This is a genomic window from Clostridioides sp. ZZV15-6597 (assembly GCF_020657815.1).
Taxonomy (GTDB): Bacteria; Bacillota; Clostridia; order Peptostreptococcales; family Peptostreptococcaceae; genus Clostridioides.
In genome coordinates, this window is sequence record NZ_JAGWCT010000011.1 from 29,038 (window position 1) to 47,601 (window position 18,564).

General features: G+C 30.1%; 19 protein-coding genes and 1 riboswitch. Of the genes, 1 reads left to right on the top strand and 18 read right to left on the bottom strand.

The window, feature by feature from the left end; all coding sequences use genetic code 11:
- Positions 1 to 150: 150 nt before the first annotated feature.
- From grdD to KGF52_RS04455, 9 genes are all read right to left on the bottom strand, one after another.
- The gene (grdD, locus tag KGF52_RS04415; protein ID WP_227829253.1) at positions 151 to 1,296 is read right to left on the bottom strand and encodes a glycine/sarcosine/betaine reductase complex component C subunit alpha; all 1,146 of its coding nucleotides are present in this window, start codon (positions 1,294 to 1,296) and stop codon (positions 151 to 153) included.
- A gap of 10 nt (positions 1,297 to 1,306) precedes the next feature.
- Complete coding sequence (grdC, locus tag KGF52_RS04420) at positions 1,307 to 2,839, bottom strand: glycine/sarcosine/betaine reductase complex component C subunit beta (protein ID WP_227839260.1); 1,533 nt, start codon at positions 2,837 to 2,839, stop codon at positions 1,307 to 1,309.
- Positions 2,840 to 3,091: 252 nt separating this feature from the next.
- Positions 3,092 to 4,402, bottom strand: a complete 1,311-nt coding sequence (gene grdB, locus KGF52_RS04425) for a glycine reductase complex selenoprotein B (protein WP_227839261.1) — start codon at positions 4,400 to 4,402, stop codon at positions 3,092 to 3,094.
- 31 nt (positions 4,403 to 4,433) lie between these two features.
- Entirely contained in the window at positions 4,434 to 4,907 is a 474-nt protein-coding gene (gene grdA, locus KGF52_RS04430) for a glycine/sarcosine/betaine reductase complex selenoprotein A (RefSeq protein ID WP_227829256.1), read from the bottom strand.
- A gap of 134 nt (positions 4,908 to 5,041) precedes the next feature.
- On the bottom strand, positions 5,042 to 6,328 hold the full coding sequence (locus tag KGF52_RS04435; protein ID WP_227829257.1) for a glycine/sarcosine/betaine reductase component B subunit: 1,287 nt from the start codon (positions 6,326 to 6,328) through the stop codon (positions 5,042 to 5,044).
- A gap of 268 nt (positions 6,329 to 6,596) precedes the next feature.
- On the bottom strand, positions 6,597 to 6,914 hold the full coding sequence (trxA, locus tag KGF52_RS04440) for a thioredoxin TrxA (RefSeq protein ID WP_227432681.1): 318 nt from the start codon (positions 6,912 to 6,914) through the stop codon (positions 6,597 to 6,599).
- A 76-nt stretch (positions 6,915 to 6,990) separates the two neighbouring features.
- Positions 6,991 to 7,938: a thioredoxin-disulfide reductase gene (trxB, locus tag KGF52_RS04445; protein WP_227432680.1), complete on the bottom strand. Its 948-nt coding sequence runs from the start codon at positions 7,936 to 7,938 to the stop codon at positions 6,991 to 6,993.
- 97 nt (positions 7,939 to 8,035) lie between these two features.
- Positions 8,036 to 8,407 carry a GrdX family protein gene (locus tag KGF52_RS04450; protein WP_227829258.1) on the bottom strand — a complete coding sequence of 124 codons (372 nt, stop codon included), beginning with the start codon at positions 8,405 to 8,407 and terminating at the stop codon, positions 8,036 to 8,038.
- Positions 8,408 to 8,510: 103 nt separating this feature from the next.
- Positions 8,511 to 8,622: riboswitch (glycine riboswitch) on the bottom strand.
- A 318-nt stretch (positions 8,623 to 8,940) separates the two neighbouring features.
- Positions 8,941 to 10,635, bottom strand: coding sequence for a M3 family oligoendopeptidase (locus KGF52_RS04455; protein WP_227839262.1), 1,695 nt, complete (start codon positions 10,633 to 10,635; stop codon positions 8,941 to 8,943).
- A gap of 502 nt (positions 10,636 to 11,137) precedes the next feature.
- Here KGF52_RS04455 and yidA point away from each other — a divergent pair.
- Positions 11,138 to 11,959 carry a sugar-phosphatase gene (yidA, locus tag KGF52_RS04460; RefSeq protein ID WP_227829260.1) on the top strand — a complete coding sequence of 274 codons (822 nt, stop codon included), beginning with the start codon at positions 11,138 to 11,140 and terminating at the stop codon, positions 11,957 to 11,959.
- Positions 11,960 to 12,095: 136 nt separating this feature from the next.
- Here the strand turns inward: yidA and saoL are convergent, their stop codons facing one another.
- The 9 genes from saoL to saoD all read right to left on the bottom strand — a co-directional run bounded on the left by saoL (position 12,096) and on the right by saoD (position 18,441).
- Positions 12,096 to 12,737, bottom strand: a complete 642-nt coding sequence (saoL, locus tag KGF52_RS04470; protein WP_255642474.1) for a MerB-like organometallic lyase SaoL — start codon at positions 12,735 to 12,737, stop codon at positions 12,096 to 12,098.
- 12 nt (positions 12,738 to 12,749) lie between these two features.
- Complete coding sequence (gene saoA / locus KGF52_RS04475; RefSeq protein WP_227839264.1) at positions 12,750 to 13,502, bottom strand: ABC transporter ATP-binding protein SaoA; 753 nt, start codon at positions 13,500 to 13,502, stop codon at positions 12,750 to 12,752.
- Positions 13,502 to 14,308 carry an ABC transporter permease subunit SaoP gene (gene saoP, locus KGF52_RS04480; protein ID WP_255611287.1) on the bottom strand — a complete coding sequence of 269 codons (807 nt, stop codon included), beginning with the start codon at positions 14,306 to 14,308 and terminating at the stop codon, positions 13,502 to 13,504. Before saoP ends, saoA begins: the two co-directional genes overlap by 1 nt.
- Positions 14,269 to 15,066: an ABC transporter substrate-binding (seleno)protein SaoB gene (gene saoB / locus KGF52_RS04485; RefSeq protein WP_255642473.1), complete on the bottom strand. Its 798-nt coding sequence runs from the start codon at positions 15,064 to 15,066 to the stop codon at positions 14,269 to 14,271. Before saoB ends, saoP begins: the two co-directional genes overlap by 40 nt.
- Before the next feature lie 4 nt (positions 15,067 to 15,070).
- On the bottom strand, positions 15,071 to 16,159 hold the full coding sequence (saoX, locus tag KGF52_RS04495; RefSeq protein WP_227829267.1) for an ABC transporter substrate-binding subunit SaoX: 1,089 nt from the start codon (positions 16,157 to 16,159) through the stop codon (positions 15,071 to 15,073).
- Positions 16,160 to 16,201: 42 nt separating this feature from the next.
- On the bottom strand, positions 16,202 to 16,660 hold the full coding sequence (saoC, locus tag KGF52_RS04500) for a Cys-Cys-COOH (seleno)protein SaoC (protein WP_227839268.1): 459 nt from the start codon (positions 16,658 to 16,660) through the stop codon (positions 16,202 to 16,204).
- On the bottom strand, positions 16,653 to 17,738 hold the full coding sequence (saoE, locus tag KGF52_RS04505; RefSeq protein WP_227839269.1) for an efflux transporter SaoE: 1,086 nt from the start codon (positions 17,736 to 17,738) through the stop codon (positions 16,653 to 16,655). The genes saoC and saoE overlap by 8 nt, the downstream gene beginning before the upstream one ends.
- A 26-nt stretch (positions 17,739 to 17,764) precedes the next feature.
- Positions 17,765 to 18,022, bottom strand: coding sequence for a thioredoxin-like (seleno)protein SaoT (saoT, locus tag KGF52_RS04510; RefSeq protein ID WP_255642472.1), 258 nt, complete (start codon positions 18,020 to 18,022; stop codon positions 17,765 to 17,767).
- Positions 18,023 to 18,108: 86 nt separating this feature from the next.
- Positions 18,109 to 18,441 carry a DsrE-related protein SaoD gene (gene saoD / locus KGF52_RS04515; protein WP_227829271.1) on the bottom strand — a complete coding sequence of 111 codons (333 nt, stop codon included), beginning with the start codon at positions 18,439 to 18,441 and terminating at the stop codon, positions 18,109 to 18,111.
- Positions 18,442 to 18,564 lie beyond the last annotated feature (123 nt).

The window sequence follows — 18,564 nt, forward strand, 5'->3', positions numbered from 1 at the left end:
TTTTATAAGTTATAATTTATAAATATTTAATTATCTTTATATCCTTACTTTGGTAATAAAAATAATATAAGTTGAGTAACAAAAAGAACATATAGTTATAGCCTAAAAGACTATAACTATATGTTCTTCATTTACATGTATAATTTATATTTATTTTGCAGTGTATCCAGCCTTGATTAAAGTTTCAACAGCTAAATCACCTTTAGCATCATTTACAAGAACTATTGGCCCTGTACAACCCATACCACTTTCAGCATAGATTCCATTTTTCCATAGTTCAGATACTGCATCTTCTAAATCCATTATATCAACACCAGCTATTTGACGAGTAACAACCTCTTTATCTGGCATTTTAACTTCTACTTTTTCAGTTTTAACTTCTTTTTTAGTAAGAGAAGCTATAATATCATCAAATTTTGCACCTTTAACTTTTGCAAATTCACTTCTTGCAATATTATTTATTTCTCCCTTTACAACATCATAAGCATATTTTAATGCATTGGCTACTACTGGAGAACCTGATGCTCTCGATACTATAAGTACTCTTCTATCATAGTCTTCTCCAACTCCAGGGCCATACCCAAAGCCTTGAGCTTCATAGTCTCCACCTGTAGTATATGAAGAAAATACTTTCATAAATATATTTCCAGATAATGTATCAGTAACCATAACATCAGGTGCACCTACAAGTAAATCATTACCTCTCATAACACATCCACCATCTGCTCTAATTGAATCCGCAAATTCTATATCATATCCATTATCTTTTAACTCTTTTAAACTTTTTTCAACTTGTCTAGCTCCATCAACATTAAGTATTCCAACTTTTGGGCATTTATTTCCCATTGATTTGGCTGTAGCAATACCATAAATAGCATTTCTTACCATTGCTTCTATTCTATTAGTAGCACTTGTTCCTGTTGTTGTTGCAAGTATCATTTCTTTTCCTTTTGCTGGAGTTATTACTCTACCTACTGTAGATACTCCTATTGGAAAATTATAATGCATAGTAACACAAGCATCTATATATCCTGAGTCTAATAATTCTTCCATTTTTCCATGCATTTCTTTTTCATCATTAACTTCAACTACTTCAAGGTCAGTTTCCACCTTTGGTCCAATAAGTACTATATCAAATAAATTAGATTTTGCTAAGTGTGCACCATTAACCATGTTCTCTACACCATGTTCACTTCCAAGTGTAGTCACACCAATTCTTATTTTTTTGCCAAATTCGCCGCTTTCTATTGCATTAGCTACTTCTAAGAATACATCTGCGATTACTTTTTTTGACATATCCTCACCCCTATTCTTCTAACATATCTAATGCTAGTTTTTTCATAGATTCAGCTATTATCTTCTTAATTTCATCTTTAGATATTCCTGAAGTCTCTTCAGTAACACCTGTATTTCTTTCAGCTATAAAAGATACTCCATCAAATAAATTAGTCATTCTTCCTAAGAATAAACTACCTTTTCCAACTATCATAGCTCTATTTCTATCTCCTGTAGTTAAATCATCTATTAAAAATCCTATATAAGGAGCTCCTGATGGTATATGTCCTTGAGTTGGTGCCCATCCTGGTAATCCTTTATTAGCTACAAAATCTTTTAATTCTTTCTTCTCTAAGTCTCCACGTTTAACAGCAAGTGCACCTATCATTTTGTAGTTTGCTTCTGGAACATCTCCTGCTCCTGCTGGCTTAGTTATATCTGGATTTTGCATTTCAACTGAATATACATCAACATCTGTTATTTTTAAATTAGCTCTATCAAGACCTGAAGTTATAAGTGCTGTCATAACTGCTTGAGGTGAAGAACCAGTTCCCACTGTATGCTTACCTGTTAAGTCAGTTCTTATAACTGGGTTTATACCATCATTTTCAGATACAAGTACTGCAAATCCTCCAACAACATCTTCAAGTACAGGAAGACCTTTTTTAACGTGGTCTTTAGCATTCATTCCAAGTTTAGCGCTTGCTCCACCTGCTACTACCATTACATTTTTGTGTATTCCAGATTTTACTAAAGCTGCAGCTTGAATTAATGCATGTGTTGGTGCTGCACAAAATCCTCTTGTATCAGAACCAGTTGCGTTTTGAAGTCCAGCTATTTCAGCTATTGATTTAGCAAAGTTTCCTCCACCTCTTTGGTTTATATCTCCACAAGCTTCTTCTGAACACTCAATAACATAATCTATTTCAGCAGGGTCTATTTTGCTATGTCTTAGCATTTGAATAGCAGATAAAACTCCAGATGCTTTTACTACTAAATTTTCAAACATTGTATGAGCATTTAAGTTAACATCTACATCATGTGCTCTTTTTACATAGCCAACGAATTTTCCATCATGGTATAATCCTTCTGCTATGTGTGTTGCTACTAATTCCTTACCTTCTTCTATATCATCACCCTTTAATTTCCCTACAAATGGTGCAATTTCAGGGTAGTTATTTTCGATTTTTGGTTTTACTTCATCAATAAATTCTTGTGACAACTTTACTAAGTCAAATGCATCACTTATTTGCATTAAAGCTATAAACTCATCTTGAGGCATTATTTCACCAAATTTACCATTTCTAGTTCCCTCAACTTTTTGTTCACACCATGGCATTGGTAAATCTCTTAATTCTTCTGGTCTTCTGTTTCCTATGTAAACTTGATTTGGCATGTAGTTAACTACATCCTCGTAACTTCTTATATGACTACCTACTTCTTGTAAAAATTCTGAATCTGGATTTGTTGCTCTTTCAACTGTACAAGTACTTCCATTTTGCACTATCATATCTGGAGTATGAATAAGTACATAGCCTGCCCCTTTTAAAACTGGATAAGTCATTTTGTGCACCTCCATAAATTTTATGAACACCTAATTTTAATTTCATTAAAGACTTCAATTATTATATTTTTATTTTATTGTATATTTGATTTTATTCTTTTTTTATGTATTTTGGTATTTTTTAAGATTTCATGAATGAATAACTCACATTTACCCATTCATGAAATCTATATTATTTTTTTGTGTATAGTTATTTTTTATTTTTAGTGTGTGTTTATATTTTTATCTATATAATATATATGTGTGTTATTTTTATTTTTCAAATACTGTTTGACCATCTACTTCTGTAGTTAAAGCGTTTAATGCTTTTTCTACAAGGCCTCTTCTTAGGGCTTTTTCTTCTGTAGGGTCAAGTGCTGGATTTCCAAGTGGATGAGGTATTGCTATAGTTGGAACTATTCTGTTAGCCCCTACTGTTAACGAAATAGGTACTACTGTACACATATGAACTACTGGAAGTCCAGTTTTTTCTATTTCTTTTACCATCGTTGCACCGCAACGAGTACAAGTACCTCATGTAGAAGTTAAGATTACTGCATCTACACCATCAGCTACCAATGCTGCTCCAATTTCAGAAGCATATTTTTTAGAGTTTGCAACAGATGTACCATTACCTACAGTTGTATAGAAAGTTTCATGTAATTTTCCTATTACACCTTCTTTTTCTAACTCTCTAAGAACATCAACAGGTAATACTCTATCTGCATCTAAGTTTGCATATACTGGGTCATATCCACCATGTGCAGTTTCATAAGTTTCTTCTGTTAAATCCATAACTCCTGCTATAGAATAAGTTCCATATTTAGAAGCTGAAGAAGATTCTATTCTATCTGGATTTCCTTTAGGAACTATACCACCAGAAGTAACTAAAGCTATTTTGCATTTTGATAGGTCTTTTACAGGATTACTTGGGTCAACTCTATCAAAGTTTGGCATTGGATATTCAGTTTCAAATGGCTCACCTTTTATTTTCTTAACTAACATGTCAACAGCTCTCTTAGAACCTCTGTCTTCATGGAAGTAGTTAACTCTTATTCCTCTAGCTATGTATCCTTCTTCTTTAGGAGTTCCAATTTCTTCTTCTTTAGCAAGTTTTATTGCAAGTTTAGCTATCTTAGGAAGTGCTTTTCTCATACCTGCTGCAGAATCAGAAGTTTCTACTACATAAACATCCTTTTTGAACATATCTGCACCTGGATTTTCAATGTACATACCTGTTAAAGCTGGTATATTTAAAGCCTCTTTTACAACTTTAGTTATTGTTCCAGCAGCAACTCCGTATCTACCAGCGTTAAATGCAGGCCCAGCTATGAAAAGTTGTGGTTCAAAACCTTTTATCATTGCTAAAACTTCTTCACTTGCACTATCTATATTTTCATTGAAATAACTGTCTCCGCACACTACTGTACCAACTATTTCAATATCTTCACCTAATAATTTATCAAGTTGTAAACTTATTGGAGGTAAAGTTTCTGCCACATGTGGCTTAGTATCAGCTTTTTCTTCTCCACCTATACCAGCAAAGAACTGATTAATATAATGTACTGCTCTTAGTTTTCCCATCTCTTAGTTTCACCCCTTTTGCTTTTAGGCATTAAAATTTGCAAAATTCTTCTCTTATACCAGACATTTCTTCTGCTATTTCTTCAACTTCTAAAACCATTTCCATCATACTTATTTGATCTTCATATACAGTGTCATCAAATAATTCTTTCATTTGTTCCTCTACAACATGGTAAACACTTAATCCTAAGGCAACTCCAGCAAGTGGTCCAGCGAAAGTTGGATCCCCTGCAGTTACTGTTTCGGCTGCAAGACCTGCAGCTTCGGCTTCAGCAGCACCTAGTAAAATCACAACATTTTCAGCTCCGAATTTATCAGCAGCTTCTTTAACTCTGTTTTGATTTTCTAAGTCCATAGCCCCAGCAGCTGTTCAGACAAAGCATTCTGTAGATGAGAAAACAACCTCTGCTCCTTCTACTGTTTTTACACATTCTTCTATTGCAGGTCCTGGTATACCATCACGGTCACCTATTATAAGAACCTTTTTATTACTAAGTAAACTCATAATAATCCTCCTTATTATATTTCTAATTATTTATATATCTATAACATTCATTATGTTTTGATAGATTTATTTACAATCTTTTTAATTGATATTACTCAATCATAATATTACTAAATCGTTTAATGAAATAAATCTTAATATCCTTTAGCAGTTAAATGACCAAATCCTGTTTCATTAGTTGCACCTGTTATAGCTTGGATTTCAACTTCAATAGTTCCATCAGCTTTTAAACTTCCATCAGAACCACCAGCTATTACATCTACTACTTCTAAATGGCCAATTACCTTATCTAACTTAGGAAGTACTACAACTTGGTTAGCATTTCCACCTGTTACAACAGCATCTGCTCTTACATCTGCATCTGCAAGTGATTGAGAACCTCCATCACGTCCAGCATATTCATCTGTAACTATAACTGTTTTTACACCTTGCATTTCTATTTTTTTGCAGTTCATTATAAGGTCAGTATCTGGATTTCCAAAACCTTCTTGTGAAACTATAACTGCATCTAATCCTAAGTATTTACATAGCTTAGAAGTCCAGTTTGAAGATCTTTCTTTATCTGCTAGGTAAACATTTTCATTAGTTATAATTACACCTACAAAATTTATATCTTTACCATGTCTTGCATATAAGTCTTCAACAACTCCATTGTTTATATGAACATAACTTGGGTTTTTGTCACATGCAGAAACACAGTTACCACTTACAATTGCTCCGTCCATTAATTCTGTTGGATATAATAATGTTGGCACTATTTGTTTTGCATCTACACCATATACATAAGTGTCATGTAATAATCCTTGAGTTTGAAGCATGTAAACATATCCTACTTTTGGAAGTTCTGGATACTCTTTTATTGACTCAAGAAGAGGTTTAGTTTCATATACTGAAACTTCATCTGGAGTAAGATTTCTTGCTGCTTCTCCTAAATACATTGCTGCTTTGAATCCTATCATTCTAACAGCTTTCTCATGAGCATATTGTTTTAAACCATCAATAGGTTCAGCTACTACTACTACATTATTTAATTTAGAAAATGGAGTATATTTAGCTCCTTCTCCAGTCATATCTACTATACCTTCTTGGAAACCTACTATCTTTCCAGTAGTTACAACAGCTACACCTTTTAAAGCATGAGTTTTTCCTTCTCCTACAGTGTCAACCTTTGATATGATACCTGGGAATATTCCCCCATTACCTTCAACTTTTACTCTTGGCTCAATAACATCTTTTACAGGTGTTATTCTTATGCTTTCACCTGGACGAGCTAATTCTATATCTATAGACTTAATATGCTCATCTCCACCAATTTCTTGTAGCATCTCTTGCTTATTGATGAATAATACTCCATCTTTCACTTCTGTTACATCACCAAATTGAATATCTTTTATAAAGATTTTCCCTAATTCAAGACGCATACTTGCACCTCCTGTTATTTAATTTTGTATATATGCATTTGAGTTTTTCTCAAAGTTATATCAATATTTTCTAACTTATTTTTAAAGATGTTTCCATATTATGTTTTTATGTCTTGATATTTGTTTTATTACTAAAAATTCTTTATCGTAAAAAAAATATTTTATCTAAAATTATTTTTTTAACAAACTTAGACATAAAAACCTTTTTATTTTACTTCTAGACTCAAATAGATTTTTTCTTTGTTTTTGTTAATATTATATCAACATATTAAAGATATTTTTTAATCATGTCTTCTATATTAGTAATTGTAGCATCATCCTTAGTAACTTCGTCTACTTTTTCTCCATCTTTGTATATAGCCATAGTTGGAAGTCCTAATACTTTTTGTTTTATCGCTAATCTTCTAGCTTTTGTTGTATCCATTTTACAGAACTTTATTTTATCCCCATAAGTTTCAGCTAATTTATGAACATCTGGCATTAAAGCTTTACAAGGTTCACAACCTTCACTCCAGAAATCAACAAATACAAAACCTTCTGCATTTAAAACTTCTTCATCAAAAGTACTTTTATCTAAATCTAACATTTTCATGTTCCCCCTTAAAATTTTTATTTTATTTTAATATTTTAAATATTATTCATTGACTTTACCTTACAGCTTTTTAGTTTTCAAACTTTTCATCAATATATTTTTCAGCTACTATAGATGCAATTGCTCCATCGTTAGTTGCAGTTACAACCTGTCTTAGAGTCTTAGATCTACAATCACCTGCTGCAAATACACCTGGTATATTAGTTCTCATGTCTTCATCAGTTATTATATAACCTTTTTCATCCATATCAACTTTGCCTTTGAATAAATCAGTTTGAGCATCTAATCCAACGAAAACAAATACTCCCATTGTTCCATCTTCTTCATCTGCAAAGTACTCATGAGTTTCCCCAGTAACTTTGTTTTTAAATACAACTGATTCTAATATTCCATCACCTTTTATTTCTTCTATTACTGTATCTAGTAAAAACTCTATCTTTGGATTAGCCTTTGCTTTTTCTTCAACACTTTTAGCACATCTAAATCCTTGTCTTCTATGTACAATTGTTACTTTTCTAGCAAATTTAGTTAAATACATTGCTTCCTCTAATGCACTGTCTCCTCCACCCACAACAAATACTTCAAAGTCTTCAAAGAAGTCTGCATCACAAGTTGCACAATATGAAACCCCTTTACCAGTAAGTTCTTTTTCTCCTGGACAACCAATTTTTCTTGGTGTTGCTCCTGTTCCTATTATTACTGCTTTTGCTCTATATTCTGCCTTTTGTCCTTTTAAAACTTTTATATCTCCATCTAGTTCAGTATCTACAATGTTGTCTCTTAACATTTCTGCCCCGAACTCTTTACATTGCTCAACCATTCTAGCTATTAGACTTGGTCCTGTTGCATTTGGAACTGACCCTGGATAATTTGCAATTTCATGTGTTATTACAATTTGCCCACCAGTCTTATCTTTTTCTAGGATTAGAGTTTTCAACTTTGCTCTTGCTCCATAAAGACCTGCTGCAAGCCCTGCTGGTCCTGAACCAATTATTACTAAGTCATACACATTTTCCATTTTGACTTATCCTCCCCAATTAAATTTCTTAATTTTTATTTAATATTAAATCAGATTTAATATTTAGGCTATTTTAACAACTTTTTAACAAATTCATTTATTCATACTGCATTCTTTGTATTGTATTATAAAATATGTCATAATCGATTACTCTAAAGTCATCTTGAACGCTTTCTGTCCATGCTGGAGTCTTTTTATTATTCTGAAATTTACTTGCAGTGATGATTGCTTCTTCAATTAAGGTTAAAGAGTTTATATCCAAACGATTTCCTTGTTTTAGTATAATTGTTCTATAAGGTGTTTCATTTGGTTTTACACTCCCATATAGTGGATGAGATAAAAGTTCATATCCTTCGTGTATCAAATCTCTACTTGTTTCTAAGATTCCAATATAAGTTGTATCTTTAAATAAAACTTCTCTGTCTTGAACTTCTTCTTTTACTTTTGGATTATTTGTAATTATTATCATCTTTTTACTCTCTTTCAAACTTTTATTTATTACTCGATAAATAAAAAACAGGAAAAACAAATCTCCCAATTTGTCTTCCCTGTTAAAATCATTTTCAGAGACCCGTCCAAGCACAGTCATCTTTACCTGAGAATTTCATTTAATCTTCTGGGTATGTAAGATTAAATTTGTCCCTTCGGTCGCTTTTTTATAAAGCAGTCTCCCATACTCTTCGCCCGGATTATTATATTTTCAGAAAATTGAAAAGTTAGCAATTTATCTTTTATTTCTATAAATAGCTTTTTTCTATCTCTGTTGACTTAAGTATATAAACATTCTATAAAATTTGCAATAGTTTTTTCATATGTATTTTGTATACATTTTTACCTTTTTTTCCAAATGTTGATATTACATATTTCCTGTATTTTCTTTTTTTTTTAAGTACAAATCTTTTTTGGTTTATTATTTCGTATTGATTAAAAATATAACTATTTTTGTAAGAAAGATATTTTTTTTAAATTTTTGCTCTTACAGAATAAATTTCTCATAATTTTTTACAAATTGATGTCATTTATTTCATCAAACCATGATTTTACATCGTCTATAACAGATTTTATACAGTCATTATCAAATGGAGAATATAGATTTCCTATACTTACAATATCTAAAAATGACTTTGTTCCACCTACTTTACAGATGTTTATATAATCATTCCATCCAGATTCTTTGTCTTTAATCATTTTTTTCCAGAATTGTAATGCGCAAATTTGAACTAATGCGTAGTCTATATAGTAAAAAGGATTTTTAAATATGTGACCTTGTTTAAACCACCAGCAACCTCGTTCTAAAAAAGAATTATCATCATATTTTCTATGTGGTAAGTATTTTTTTTCTAAAAATCTCCATATTTCTTTTCTTTTTGATTTGTCGATATTAGGATTTTTATAAATATAATGCTGAAATTCATCAACAACTACTCCATATGGTATAAACTTAATTGCAGATGATAAATGAGTAAACTTGTACTTATCTGTATCTTCCTTAAAAAATAACTCCATCCATGGCCATGTTATAAATTCCATACTCATTGAATGAATTTCGCAACTATCCAGTGTAGGAAAATTAATCTCTGGCATTTCAATCCATCTGGACATATACAATTGAAATGCATGACCTGCCTCATGCGTCAATACATCTATATCATCAGATGTTTGATTAAAGTTAGAAAAAATAAATGGTGACTTATAATCCGGTATATAAGTACAGTATCCACCAGCCCCTTTTCCTTTCTTTGTTTCTAAATCCATAAGTTCATTTTTCAACATAAAATCAAAAAATTCATCAGTTTCTTTAGATAATTCAGCATACATTCTTTTTCCATTTTCAATTATGTATTCTGAATTACCCTTTAAAGTTGCATTTCCTGTTAAAAATTCTAAGTCTTCATCTATGTAACTCAAAGATTCTAGACCTATTCTTTTAGCTTGCTTTTCATAAAGTTCATCAGCCAGTGGCACAATATATTTTAGTACTTGTTTTCTAAAATTTTCAATCCTATCTTCTCTGTAATTACTTCTCATCATTCTAATATATCCAAGCTCTACAAAGTTTTTAAAACCTAGTTTTTTTGCTATTTTATCTCTCAGTTTAACTAACTCATCAAATATATCATCAAATTTAGATTCATTTTCTTCAAAGAAATTATAATATGCCTTATTTGCTAATTTTCTTGTTTTTCTAGACCTAGAACACATAAACATTCCCATTCCAGATAAGTTTCTTTCTTCTCCTTCAAACATTATCTGTGCAGATGCTAAAAGTTTAGTATACTCTGAACACAATTTATTTTCTTCTTGTAATTCCTTTATTATCTCTTTGGAAAAACTTTTTAAAGAGTAATCCACTATTGTAAAAAATTGTTCTCCAAATTCTTTTTTTAAATTAGATTTAAATTTTGAATTTGCTATAGAATTATAAAAATATGAATTTAATTCTTCATATAAAGGCATGTATTCATCCCAATAATTTTTTTCCTCTTGATAGAGTTTATCAAGAGTGTTTATACTGTATCTTATAGATGCTATGTTTGACAACGTTTCTATTTTATTTCTCAACAAATTAATTTTATGTATATTTTCTTGTTGTTCATCATAACAACAAGAATTATCTATTTCTTCTACACACTTTAAAAACTCTTTTTTTATACTATTATAATTTGGTCTTTCATACTTAAACTCTGAAAACTTCATTTAAAACTCTCCTTTATAAATTTGTTCTTTATATTTATAAATATAGTTTTATATGTATTACATGCTATTATTTACATGTATTACATACTACTATGACTTTATAACTCATTATTTTGAATAACATTTACATTGTAATCATGTTGAATAATAACATATGATTATTGTAATTACAATATTTTATAGAATAAAACTAATTACTGTACAAACTTTAATAAAGTTTGTATATAAAACTATTAACCTTTATAATAGACTTCTATATCAAAATGCAAACGATACCATTTTTTATAGATAACATTTATATACTCATAAAAGATACAATATTACATGAATATGTTGTATAAATAATAACTTTATCAAAAAATTAATACTATTAAACTTTCTAAATTGCTTATCTCTTGGTATAATAATATACACATTAAATTTTCTACTGAAATTTTGTTCAACACTAGCTGTGTCAACGTTTTCATTAGAAAATTGAGGATATAAATTACTGGAGGTTGATATGTACAGATTAATCGCACTAGATATTGATGGAACAATATTAAATACAAAAAGAAAAGTTACTCCTGAAGTATTTGAATCTATTCAAGAAGCAAAGAAGGCTGGAGCTAAAGTAGTTATAACAACAGGTAGACCCCTTCCTGGTGTCAAAGGACTTTTAAATCAGTTAAATCTAACAGATGAAGGTGATTATGTTATATGCTTCAATGGAGCTATGATTCAAGAGGTTAAAAGTGAAAAAATAATACATGATGTAGAGATGACTTTAGACGACTTTGATTTTATATACAACAATGTTTGTAAAAAATATAATACCAAAATACACATAAATACAATGACAAATTTAGTTACGCCAAACGAAACTCCTGGTAAGTACACACTTCATGAAGCTAAATTGAATGATATAGAAGTTAAGTATATACACAAAGATAAAATTGATAAATCTATTAAAATCTGTAAGGTTATGATAGTTGATGAACCAGAAAGATTAGAAGAAATTATAAAACAACTTCCTAAGAATTTATTCAATAGATATACTATAGTAAGGTCTGCCCCTTTTTATTTAGAATTTTTAGGTAAAACTACTAATAAGGGTACTGCACTTCAAACATTATGTAATAATCTAAATATACCTATAGAAAATGCTATTGCTGTTGGTGATGAAGAAAATGACCAACATATGATAAAATATGCAGGACTTGGTGTGGCTATGGGAAATGCACGTAGTAGCATAAAAGAAATTGCTGATTATGTTACTGATACCAACAATGAAAATGGAGTTGCAAAGGTTATAAACAAATATATACTTAATAAAGCTATCTAAATACCTAAAAAAACTAAAAATATCCCTTTAGATTTAAATCCATCTTGTATATATGTCAAATACTAATAATGTATATTACTGATATTATATGGTGTTTTTGTCTAAAGGATATTTTTAGTTTTTGATAGATGTATTCTTATACTAATACTTTTTGTTCAAGTTTAAATATTTTATATGACTCTACTATTGCTTCATTAATATCCAAACAATATATATCTTCATCATCTGATAACCCTGCTTCTTTTGTCCATGCATCAAAATCATTCTTCGTCCAGAAGAAATTCATTACATTTCAGCAACTTGCTGCCCAATTTGAATGCTTATCAAGATTTATATGAAGCACTCTTAAATCTGGATTGTTTACATATTCAATTTTTTCATCTTTTATAAATATTTCTATTTCTTTACCTGTGGCACTACAAATAGAATTTATTCTTACATCTTGATTAAATGTACAAGAAGTTCCTATTGCATCTATAGCACACATTGCACTAAAGCTTCGATTATCACTTAATGTAACTTTATGATTAGTAGGTAATGCTGATACTGGATATATAAAATTTATACTATCTTCATCAACAACCATTATATTTTTATCAATAAAATGTTTTAGTGTAGTTTCTAGATATTCTTCTTCTAAATTTAAATTTTCACTTATATGTTCAATTACTTCTTTAAGTGTAACACTAGAACATTTATCTATTATCATATCCATAATATATATTCTTATTTTTCGTTGTGTATCATCTAAACTATTGTATTTTTCTATTTGACTCATTTCTACTCCTCTTTAAACATCATAACATTTTGACAAAATGTCAGTTAATTTATTCTTATATTCTTCATATTCTTGGCTCCCTCTAGCCCTAGGTCTTGGAATATCTATATTTATATCGTCAAGAATCCTTCCCTTATCTCTTGACATTACTATAACTCTATCACTCATATATACAGCTTCATCAACATCATGAGTTACCATTAATGCAGTTATTTTCTTTTTTATCCATATTCTTTCAAGTTCTTCTTGTAAGTTTTGTCTCATTTGAAAATCAACTGCTCCTAATGGTTCATCCATCAATAATACTTCAGGATTACATGCTAAAGCTCTTATCATAGCAACTCTTTGTTTCATTCCTCCAGACAATTGATGAGGAAACAACTTTTCTTTCCCTTTTAAATCAGACATAACCAAAAGCTCTTCCAACATCTCTTCTCTCTTTTCTTTTGGTATTTTTTGTTGTTTCATAGGAAATAGAACATTGCCTCTTATAGTCTTCCACGGAAATAGAGCGTAGTTTTGAAATATAAAAGCTCTATCTATACCTGGTTTTTTAACTTTTTTATCATTTATAAAAACATCTCCACTCTCTGCCTTTTGAAATCCACCTATTATAGTAAGTAAAGTTGTTTTTCCACATCCTGATGGTCCTAAAAGACAAACAAATTGACCATTTTCTATATCTATACTTATATCTTCCAAAACCTTTGTATCTACTTTGCTATTTACAAATGTTTTATTTATATCTCTCACACTTAATTTCATTAATCTGCAAACCTCCATCTACAAAGGATTTTATTTATAAATTTTAGTACTCTATCTATTATAAATCCTATTAAAGCTGCAAATATCATAAGCCCAATTAATACATCTGTATGCATCAATGTCTGAGCTTGTACCATGGAGTAACCGAGACCGGCACTCGTAGCTATAAACTCAGCTCAGATAACAGACATCCATCCTGTACTTATAGCAATTCTTGAACCAGTCAATATATCTGGAAGAGATGCTGGTACTATTACATTTGCAAATATTACAATTGGTGATGCTCCCATACTTCTAGCTGCATTATAATAATCCTTTGATATTGCTCTTACACCTTGAATAGTATTTAAAATTATGGGAAAAACACCTGAAAAAGCTATTAAAAATATTGTTGGACCATCTCCTATACCAAACCATACTATTGTAAGAGGAACCCATGCCATTATAGGAACTTGTCTTACAGAATCTACTACTGGAGATAAAAGCTTTTCAAAAGTCTTAGAAAATCCCATAATAAATCCTATTGGAAGTCCAAACAATAATGCATACATAAATCCTTTAAGCACTCTTTGCAATGTTATAAACAGATTAGTCACTGTCTCTGCATCTGTCACACAGTAAAAGAAACCTTTTATTACATCTACTGGCATTGGGAGTAATAAAGAACTCCCTATATCTTTTGCTGCAAAATGCCAGGCTAAAAATATAATAACTAAGAGTATTATTTTATATAAAATGTCCATACTACTTTTAGATTTTTTCTTAGCTATTCTATCTCCTCTATCTTTAGAAATTTTAATTTCCAACTTCTTATTTCCTCCATATCTATATTTCTTATATTCTTATACTCTTTTAATGATTTCTTAAATATAGCTTCATTCTTTAAATCATCAACACTTTTATTGTATAGTTTTATAAAATCACTATACGACTTGCTTTTCTTAAACTCTTTATTCACAACTAATACATATGTATCATAGTCACCTAATTCAGCTGTAGATTTTTTTTCGCCTTCTAACCCAATTGCTTTTATGCAATCTATTACAACACCATCTACTAAATTACTTTCTAGTCCATATGCTAGCGCTGTCCCTAATAATGGATAAACTTTTATATTTTCATAGTATTTTTTTACTAATTCAGATTGATAATTTCTATTTTGAATTATTCCTATTTTTTGAGGATTGTTCTTCTTTAATAAAAATATATCTGAATTTTGAACTACTGTACCAACAATTTCAAACTCACTCGTTGCATTTACATACTGCTTTGCTGCATCTTTACATATGATTGCTATATCTATTTCCTCTGAACTCAGAGCCCATTGCATTGTACTTGCTCAGCAATCATTAATTGTAAAAGTCTCCATTACATCGCTTACTTTTATGTTTTCAAAGTAATCTTTATTTATCATATAATTTATTACAAAACCAGAGGTATCATCAGATACCCCTATTCTTAATTTTCCTCTTATTTCTTCTTTATCTTCAAAATTAAAAAATATTATAAATATACTTCCTAAAATAATGATAAAAAGTATTATTATATTTTTTATTCTCTCCATTTACTTATAATACCTTTGCCTTCCAATCTTCATAACTCATGCCTTCTGGAAACTCTGGATTAACTTTTTCTTTTATAAACTTATCGAAATCGTCTGCCCCACAAGAATCTAATAAACTTGTATCAATTGTATCTTCATATTTAGGTATATCGTCTAATGCCTTTAAATCTTTATACATTTGTAAATTGTTTTTATATTCTTCTCCTGTAACTTTCCAAGTAAGCGTTCTACCTTCTCCAACTGTCTTTTTATAAATAGTTCTAAGTGCAACTTCTTCTTCTACATTATAATATTTTGCAAATATTTTAGCTGCTTCTGCTGGATTCGTATATATATATTCTATTGCTTTAGTATGAGCTAAAACCAATTGTTTTGCTAAATCTGGATGCTCTTTTATAAAGTTTTTATTCAATGAGAATGAGCAACAGTTATATTCTTTATCATTAGCTTTTTCTTTATATTGAGTTGATGCTATTATTTTTCCTACTCCATCATTTTCAGCTACAGAACCCCAAGGGTCACAAGATGTAAATGCTTGTATCTTTCCAGTTTTAAGAGCTAAATATTTATCTTTATCTGAATCCATATTTACAACTTCATATTTTGATGAATCAGTTGGTAATCCTGTTTCTGGTCCATAATCACTTGTCCATAAGAAATCACTCATATCTGTTGCAATTTTTTTACCCACTAAATCCTTAGGCTCTTTTATATCATTTGAAACTATTAGATATTCAGACCCACCTGTGTGATTATTTGCTGCTATTGTTATTGGTGAACCTTTAGGTATGGCTCCTACTAGCCCCTTTGTTCCTATATAACCAGCATCCATCTTACCTGCTGCCATGGCTTCAGGAACTTTACCATTCCCAACAGTTTTTACATTAAGACCTAAATCTTTATATATTCCTGCTGCTTCTGCTACTGGTCCAGCTGTCATATGGTCACAATTATAATACCCTACTGTTATCGCATAATCATCATTTCCAGCTTTTTTCCCCTCTTCTTTCGGTTTACTGCTACATCCAGTTAGTATAGATGCTCCCATTACACTAACTAAGATTAATGCTTGAATCTTTTTAGATACTTTCATTTCAATTCCCCACCTTATTATGTATTATTTTTATTTTTATTTTTAGCAACACTTGTCCATATCTTCTCCAAATAAATCAACAAGTTTTTTACCCTCTACTCTGTAAATAGCGTATCCTACATTGCCATTTTTAGAACCTGACACTATTACTTCTATTGGTGGCTTCTCATCAATATTTTTAAAAGTTATAGTTTGATTCTCTATAGGTGCTGGTATTGGTTTTGTTATATAATGACCATCTTTATCAGAAACTACCACTACCATTTCATTTGAATTATTACCTTTTTTATATATAACTACTAAATCTTTTTTTCCATCATTGTTTAAGTCTTCTTCAGCACAAGTTATTATATCTTCCTTATAATTTTTCTTGAAATATTTTAATGTTTCTTGATTTACATTTGGAATAGAGCCATTTTGTTTAAGGTTATCATCAACTACCCTTGATAAAACTATTAATGCAATCACTACACATGATATTATAAGTACCTTTTTAAGCATGATTTCCTATGACCTCTTTCATCTTTGGTATTACTGCTTTAAGTGCAAATAAAATAATTAAAATAGTACATATATATTCAAAACTATCTGGTATATTTAACATTAGTTTATTTGCTAATTGTATTGAAGAATTTGTTGTCTCTAAATTCACAGTATTGTTGTTTGCCAAAAGTAAATTTGTTATATAACCTATTATTATTGAACAGAGTGTTAGTGTAACTGAATATATAACAACAGTTCTTTTTCCAATAAGTTTACACATGCTTATAAGTTCTGGTAAGTTTGTCGCTGCCCCAGCTATCAAAAATGTTATGGCTATCCCAGGAGATGCTCCACTTGCAACAAGAGCTGCTATAAATGGAATATGTCCTACAGCACATACATACATAACACATGCAAGTATTGAGATACTTCCAAGAGATAGTAAACCTGGATTGCCTAAATATTTTTGAATTATACTATTTGGAAAAATTGTTGTTATAAATCCGGCAAAAAGCATCCCCATTATTACATATTTACTAATAGTAAGTGCTAACTCTCCAAAAGACCATTTAAGCCCATCAATCATATTTTCTATAAAACTTCTCTTTTCTTCTTCTAATTCTATAGCTTCTTCATCTGAGTCATTTTGCAGAAATAATTCTTCTTTTCCAAAAGTATTCCCCAAAACTCCTACTAAAAATGGTACTAAAAATCCAGATATAAGATAAATGATTGTAATTTTAGGTCCCAAAAGACCTAAGCAAAGAACTACAGCTATTGGATTTATTATTGGAGTTGATGTCATAAAAGCAAGTACTGGACCTAAGTATGCTCCCGAATAGTACATACTTATCCCCAATGGTATTACACCACAACTGCAAATTGGTAAAAACATCCCTGAAATAGTGCTCTTAATCAAAGAAGAAAACTTCTTATTTCCAAGTTGTTTTTGAAACCTTTTTGGCGTTAAAACATTGTGAAGAACTCCTGCCAATACAAAACTTATCATAAGCCATCCCGATGCTCCATTTAGTGTAACTATGGAAGCTACTACAGTGTTTTTCACTCCACTTAAAACAATTTCTAATATATTCATTTTTACTGCTCCTAATTTTTAAACTTTTAACTATTATTTATAGCTTCTACTATTGCCTTTTCGATTGTATCTTTATTTAATCTATCGTACTTCTTTTTTTGGTTTATTATTAATGTTCCTTTTGTTATGATTCCATACTTCTTGACATATGAGAAATCCTTACCTGCTTGGTAAAGTTTTACTTCTAATTTATCAGTATACTTCTCAGATATTTTTTTTATAAACACTCCATGCTCATCACAAGATGGTCAAGTATTTATGAATTCAACTAAAATTTTAGCCATTTGTCCATCCCCTACTCTAAACAATTTATCTTTTACTTAAAATAATCCATAGAAAATTTTTTCTATGGATTGTATACCTCAAGATTTTATAATGTTATAACTTGGTCCACACCTGCACCACCTAAACAAGCATATAAATTTGGGAAACATCCAATTGTAGCTCCATCAACCAAGTTATCCTCTATACCTCTTTCTATAGCACACTGGTCACAAGCCATTATTATCATATCTGTCTTTTCATGTAATTTACTTAATCTTTCTCCTACTGGATTATCTTTAGACAAAAATAAGGTGTTATCCATAAAGAAAAACATACCTAAGACATCTACTCCATGAGTTCCTTGTTCTAATTGTGGTATTATCATTTTGTCTAGAATTTTGTGTGCGTTAGTACTACTAAAAATATAAGCTACTTTCATTTTTATTCCCCCTATACTTTTTCATCTAAATTTTATACAAAATTTTACATATGTAATTATATTATAAGTTTATTCGTATTTATCTGTAAAATTGATAATAACTATATTATGAAAGTTGTATAT

Bases quoted from the DNA above. Each gene is read 5' to 3' on its own strand.
- grdD (WP_227829253.1), bottom strand. From the start codon at position 1,296: ATGTCAAAAAAAGTAATCGCAGATGTATTCTTAGAAGTAGCTAATGCA.
- grdC (WP_227839260.1), bottom strand. From the start codon at position 2,839: ATGACTTATCCAGTTTTAAAAGGGGCAGGCTATGTACTTATTCATACT.
- KGF52_RS04435 (WP_227829257.1), bottom strand. From the start codon at position 6,328: ATGCGTCTTGAATTAGGGAAAATCTTTATAAAAGATATTCAATTTGGT.
- trxA (WP_227432681.1), bottom strand. From the start codon at position 6,914: ATGTTAGATTTAGATAAAAGTACTTTTGATGAAGAAGTTTTAAATGCA.
- trxB (WP_227432680.1), bottom strand. From the start codon at position 7,938: ATGGAAAATGTGTATGACTTAGTAATAATTGGTTCAGGACCAGCAGGG.
- KGF52_RS04450 (WP_227829258.1), bottom strand. From the start codon at position 8,407: ATGATAATAATTACAAATAATCCAAAAGTAAAAGAAGAAGTTCAAGAC.
- KGF52_RS04455 (WP_227839262.1), bottom strand. From the start codon at position 10,635: ATGAAGTTTTCAGAGTTTAAGTATGAAAGACCAAATTATAATAGTATA.
- yidA (WP_227829260.1), top strand. From the start codon at position 11,138: ATGTACAGATTAATCGCACTAGATATTGATGGAACAATATTAAATACA.
- saoA (WP_227839264.1), bottom strand. From the start codon at position 13,502: ATGAAATTAAGTGTGAGAGATATAAATAAAACATTTGTAAATAGCAAA.
- saoX (WP_227829267.1), bottom strand. From the start codon at position 16,159: ATGAAAGTATCTAAAAAGATTCAAGCATTAATCTTAGTTAGTGTAATG.
- saoC (WP_227839268.1), bottom strand. From the start codon at position 16,660: ATGCTTAAAAAGGTACTTATAATATCATGTGTAGTGATTGCATTAATA.
- saoE (WP_227839269.1), bottom strand. From the start codon at position 17,738: ATGAATATATTAGAAATTGTTTTAAGTGGAGTGAAAAACACTGTAGTA.
- saoD (WP_227829271.1), bottom strand. From the start codon at position 18,441: ATGAAAGTAGCTTATATTTTTAGTAGTACTAACGCACACAAAATTCTA.